The sequence below is a fragment of the Paenibacillus sp. 32O-W genome (assembly GCF_007679495.1).
Lineage (GTDB): Bacteria > Bacillota > Bacilli > Paenibacillales > NBRC-103111 > Paenibacillus_L > Paenibacillus_L residui.
Window position 1 is genome coordinate 46,000 of the sequence record NZ_VEGP01000038.1, and the last position, 6,000, is coordinate 51,999.

2 protein-coding genes and 2 pseudogenes are annotated in these 6,000 nt (G+C 40.1%); 2 read left to right on the top strand and 2 right to left on the bottom strand.

Annotated features, from left to right (window positions below):
* The first annotated feature begins 126 nt into the window (after nt 1–126).
* A complete protein-coding gene (locus tag FS806_RS15700; protein WP_144938388.1) occupies nt 127–513 on the top strand; it encodes a hypothetical protein in 387 nt (128 codons plus the stop codon).
* A gap of 1,430 nt (nt 514–1,943) precedes the next feature.
* Here the strand turns inward: FS806_RS15700 and FS806_RS15710 are convergent.
* Nucleotides 1,944–3,148, bottom strand: a pseudogene (locus FS806_RS15710) (IS1380 family transposase).
* 865 nt (nt 3,149–4,013) lie between these two features.
* Here FS806_RS15710 and FS806_RS15715 point away from each other — a divergent pair.
* Nucleotides 4,014–4,985, top strand: a complete 972-nt coding sequence (locus FS806_RS15715) for a cysteine peptidase family C39 domain-containing protein (protein WP_144938392.1) — start codon at nt 4,014–4,016, stop codon at nt 4,983–4,985.
* Nucleotides 4,986–5,769: 784 nt separating this feature from the next.
* On the opposite strand, the pseudogene FS806_RS27105 reads toward FS806_RS15715, so the two are convergent.
* Nucleotides 5,770–5,919, bottom strand: a pseudogene (locus tag FS806_RS27105) (IS5/IS1182 family transposase); the annotation flags it as partial.
* Nucleotides 5,920–6,000 lie beyond the last annotated feature (81 nt).

A 6,000-nucleotide genomic window follows, 5' to 3' on the forward strand; every position in this document is an offset into this window, starting at 1 on the left:
GGCAGTAGTAGCTCATGAAATGGACTATCTATATTCGGCTTGGGATGGCGAATGGGAAAAAGCACATAGTGCGGCGGAAGCCGTTCTGACTACGTAGAAGGAGCAATCCCTTAACGTACATCGAGCATGGTGGAACTATTTAATGGCTTGCGTAGGGGTTTCCAAAGCGATTTTGATAAAGCCAAAGACTACCATAATAAAGGTGTTTCCGCGTCATCGTACAAATTGTGGCTTGATCAACGAGTATTTGATGCCCAAGCGTTTGATCCGGTTGCCTATCCAGAACCGTTGGAGATTCAAATCAACATCATACTGGCTAAGTTAGAAACATACGGCGACCGGATCAATTGGTTCGATAAGGATTGGAAACAGGTATTCGAAGGACTAAGAGAGAAGGATGCCGAATACTATGAACCAGCTTTTCGTGATTTTGCAACCTTTCTAGGATATGAGACGGAAAGAACGCTAGGACAAGGAACACCAGATGGCATTTGGCCAAATACTGGGCTATGAGATGAAAACAATAGTCAGGATCCTAACGGGCTAATCCCTTTGGATGAAATCGGATGATATCAGGCAAACATTTTTCCATGACCGAAGGGTAAAACAAAATCGGTCTGTAGGTCCCGAAGATTGAAGTAATTATCGTCCTCATATGCGCAAAAAATTAATCCTCAATATAACGTCTCAACAGATGGTATCTTTTTGGTAGATACGGAAATGATCTTAGATTTGGCTGATACAACGGAATGTGTCCTTAGAACAACGCTAGAAAAATTAAAATTCTCCACCTTTGGGGACTCCCAGTAAACGTTAGGCACAATGCTACGGGAAGAGCAATTGGATTGCTTTAGTCTTCACGAAGCTTTCCGCCACAAACGTCTGACAGACGTTTTGCAGTAAAATAACACTGAAAAAATAGAAACGATCTTACGACACCGTAGCTCGTTTCCGGGATTCGTGAGGAACGTCTCTGCCGCCGGTACACTTAGTGAAGGTGTAGGCAGACTTGACATTATTTGACGGATGGTCACCGAGACGGCACATTAGCTGGTTAGACAATTCTTGTTGATGTTGAAAATTGGTTAAGCCAATGTACTTATCGATTAGTTAGAACTACAAAATTGTTGGATAAAGATATTCAAGGACTTATTGAACTATGCAAGTGGAGGTCGATCAAATCGTATATACTACATCATAAGTCATTCAGGTGAGTATGTTATATGTTACACAGTTACCCTTCTATCGGACTGAACATTAAGTTCATTTGGAAACATAATTTATTAGAAGAAATCTCCGAATATGGACTTTAAAAGAAAGTTATGTTAATGTAATTGGCAAGGGGTCCAATATACCATTAAATTACTCCTTTGTAGTAGAAAAGGATGGAAGTATTGGGATTTATGCAAACGATATCTGCTAAAGTGGAATTTCAAAAATTATTTTTTAATAAAACTATATAGTTCCAGTTTTTGCATCCCATGTGTTTTTTTCGATAATATTGAGTTGCTTTATCAGATGAGTGTTTGCCTTTGCAAAATGTGAAGCTATTATACAATTAATCTGAATATGAGTATTAAGTGGAGTAGCTAAAAGGTGAGCAAGTAAATTCGCCTACTGACGAAACTGATTCTATTTTAAACAAACAAAAGAACTAGCGGAGTCCTAAAGGGATTAATACGACACAGAATGGTACATAGGTGGTATGGTTTTTATGCGATCATAGGTATTCCATTAAAGAATTAAACATAAGGGAAAAATGTATAAACCTAAATTTCGAAAGCCTATAAGACCAAGGCTAGACTCCAGAGCAACAGGCTCACAAACTGTAAAAATGTAGAAATTACCCATGTTGCCCAAGAGAATATTTGACTTGGTAGGCGCTCTTTCCCCCTCCCCAATGAAGGGGCATGTTCATTTTCCATGTTAAATTTTGGAGATTGTCATTCCAGCAAGGCCACTTTCGCTTCGATTCGTTTCCAGGCATAGCGTCCGGCGAAGTTCTCCATCAGCTTGAGCACAACAGTTCGGCTGTGCTGTATGAGCGTCGCCGCACAATGAAAGAACTCACGCCGGAACCGGGCAATCGTATAGCATTGATGTACCGGTTCACAGCAATCGCGTTTGAATCGTTCGAACAAATTATAGGACAGCAGCTTGATCAGTAAATCCAGTTCATTAGCTTTAAAATCGCTTGTGGCAATGCGATGGATAGAGAAGCCGTCTTTGACTTCCTTGATGTAATTTTCCATGCAGCAACGTTGATTGTAGAAGCGCCACAGATCCATGGGCATCCAATCCAGATTGGTCACGATCGCTTCGTACTGCCAGTCGGTGTCCAACACGAATCGGCCTTGGCCGTCTTCGAACACTTGTGCTTTGCGAATGATGGCGACACGGCGAGCCTTTTTCCAAGACGTCGCTTTGTAGATGAGAGTAATCCCTTCGATGATCCAGTCTTCATCCACATAACGCGTCCAATATCGGCAGGCTTGAACTTCTTTGGCGAGCCGCTTCGTCCATTTAAGCTTGCCGACATAGCCGATTCCCTTACTTTCCCAGAGGCTGTAGAATTCTTCGCCACCAAAGCCTTTATCGAACCGGGCAAACTTCACTTTATGCTCGCCGAGAAGTTTGAAGGTTTGCTGCACGAAGTCGGCGGCGTCCGTAGAAGAATGCGTGTTGCCCGGCCGGAGGACCGCATTCAAATTCAGGCGGGTTTGGCCTTCAAAGGCCAGAAGTGGATGATAGCTTTTACGTCCGGGCTTGTGCGGATTGGTGCCCTTAGCTGCGCCAGCCTGATCGCCATACACGGTCTCCACGGTGGAATCCAGATCAAGAATGAGATCAGACAGACTGTGATGCGGACAGCGGCCTCCCAGGAAGCGACGGAGTAACGGGTCATGTTGCAGGTTACGAAAATGGAAGATCCGCTCGCAGCCGAGATCCAGCCCACGATGAAGTAGAGTAAGATACGATGAACAGAGAAAACCGAGTTGTGCGCTTTGCCGCCGGAGAGGCTGCGCATCGCTTGTGCAAGCTTGATTTTTTCGAGAAAGGCCAGAAAGATTTTGATGCCTCCGAAGCACGTAGCGTTCTTCAAAGAAAATTCGGACTTGATTTTGCTGATGGATGTGGTAGACTTCACCTAAAGGGTGCTCCTCTCTTTGGGTATTGTGTTTTCGTCAAACACCATTATACCAAGGATTGAAGCACTTTTTTCTATTGCAATGAAGATTTACTTTCGAAATTCAGGATAAATTATTTGTTAACCAATAGACAAAGACTGTTGGAAAATTATATTTGAAGAAAGAAGTAGTAGGTAGTGAATTTCTCCCAGAAAATGTTAAAAATGGAAGGAAGATGATGAATATAACGCAAGAGAATGCATTCTTCAAACACGTACCCATATAGTAGGGTTTTAAACCCTGTGGTCATTCTTTTATTAACTGTCGTTCATTAAAAGACCTAACACCATAGTACGTGCAAGCACTTCAAATGGTAGGATTGTCTATTTTTTATTCGAAGAGTATCATGAAAATCCATTATCTTCAGGTTCCCCCTAGCATATTATAGGTTTGGATGGGATATTCTTCAACACAATAAGACGCGGGGTTTTCTGAAACTGTGGTTGGAACCCAGAACAATTATTATGGCTAAGTTGTGCGATTTCGCTCTCAAATAGCCCAGACGGGTAGTCTGTAAAATAATTTCTGACAAACTCCAACCTAAGTAAAATGGAGGAATAAGAAAGGTTGGGTTAGACAAAGAACAATGCGTTTGAAAAAAAAAACTATGAATTTCAAGAACTGCGTGGCATTACAGTTTTGTACAGATACTCCGTTTAAATGCAGAAACGATTAAAAATCTGATTGGGATTAAGGGGATGCTAAATAAGACTGATAAAAACGATCTCAATGTCGCTTCGGAAATCATTCTGAACAATTATTGTAAATATAATAAAAAGGATTGTCACTAAATTTGTTTGCTTTCCTTTTGAGGGGGGGATTGGTGTGCTTTTGGATCTTAAACCGGAAAGGGGTTATTATTCTGACTGCCTGCAACATTTATTAGTGACCGTAGCTAAATGGTGGAAGCGGGATTACGACTTATTATTTATTAAGTCAAGTAATTTTAACTTTACTCCATTTGATCCAAATAAACCTGATTTAATTGGTAAGAGAATTATCGCAAAAAGAGATAATTCATATCAGTATTTTGAGGATTTTCATGGTGTTAAATTTACTATTGTCGAATCAACAGATTCTAATAGCATCTTTGATTATATAATAAACCAACTTCGAATGAAAAGGCCGGTTATTATTCCTTTAGATGCGTTTTGGACACCTTGGAATACTTATGGGTACATGCGCTTACATGCACCTCATTATTGCTTAATAATAGGGGTGAATCGGACTGAGAAACGCTTTTATTGCTTGGACCCGATATATAGCATGGATATATTAAAGCTTCCTTTTGTTGATTTTTATAACGGATGTAAAGGTAAATTAGGCCTTTTTGAAAAGAAAGAAAAAAAATCTATTGATGTCAAATTAATTATTGGACAAATAAATGAAAGTCTAAAAGACATACATACCGATTCAATGGTTGTATTGTGTAATGAAATTGAAGAATCTTTTGATTATAAAACTGAGCTTTTAGAATTTCCTAGAGCTAGTGATGCACCAATAAATATAAAATTAGTAATATTAGCTTTTGGACGTCACTATCTAGCAAGAGGGCTGGAATTTTTAGCCCATCAAACCTATTCAGATGGAATTCTGAAATTAGCTGAATTAGTTAAAATTTCTGCGAATTCTTGGGTCAACTTACACAATGTTATGTGTAAAATCTATTATTCGTATCAAACGAAAAAAGCAATCCTTAAAGATTCTCGTGATATTTCTGATAAAATTATGGAAATTAGGACACAGGAAGAGTTATTTAAGATACGCTTAGAAGACTATGTCAAAGATAATTTGTAAATGCTTTCATAGGCTGAGACATGGGAGCGTGATAAATAAGTTATATTATCATGACAAAAGGAACCGATACACCCCAGAATTCAAGATGAAGGTCATACTGGAAGTAGTCCGGCAGGAGTTCACCGTCAATGAGATTGCGTTGAAAATTCCGGTAATATCAGCCAATGGGAAGCGGCGCTCCACAAGCGCGCATCGTCCGTCTTACAGAGGAAAGCGATCGAAGCCGAGAAAGGAATAAGAAGCTAAGGAAGAGGTTGAAAAGCTAGTTGACTAACTTACGGTTGAGGCCGACGGGCTAAAAAATCAAATAAATCACCCGCGGCAAATAAAGCCACAGTGGAACAGGATAATCGGGGGAACATCGTCATCTACATAAACGAATTCAAAAAAACCTTGTGTGCTACGTCAAGGGGTAGCACTATGTCCAGCTTTGCAACGACAAATTATTCTCGCCAATCCCTTAACGAAGCAAGACCTTCTCCATATTACGCTCACAAAAATAAAATCGTCATCCTGCCAACGGAAGGCAATCCGTATCTTGATTCTGGTGAGCGTTGCAACTCCAAGAGTACTGGTTGATATCTCTTTACGAAATAATACATTATCTTAGCTTAGTGAATTGATGGCATTTGATCTTTGTTTTGCTGAGTGAATCAAATTTATAATGCATATCCACCAGTAGGTGGTCTTGCAGAAATCGAGAATTTAGTTTTTGAGAACTCTATGCAGCCTGCTTCTGGAATTGCCGTTCATTTGGTCACAGGTTAACTTTATAGTGGTCAGTCAATATTACCAAGTTAAATTGTGCTCTCATTTTTCCAGTCCGATGCCATAAATTGTTCAACTGAAAGGAGTCTTTTAAATAGGCATTTACTCGTTCGACTGAGAATCTCTTCTTCGAGGAATTTTTCCAAGACTTGGTTCCATGAGCTGGATCCCATGACCTATGCACTTCGAGGTAATCCTTGGTAAATTTCCGGTTTTGGCGTAGTCCAAAGAAGCACCAAATAATGCT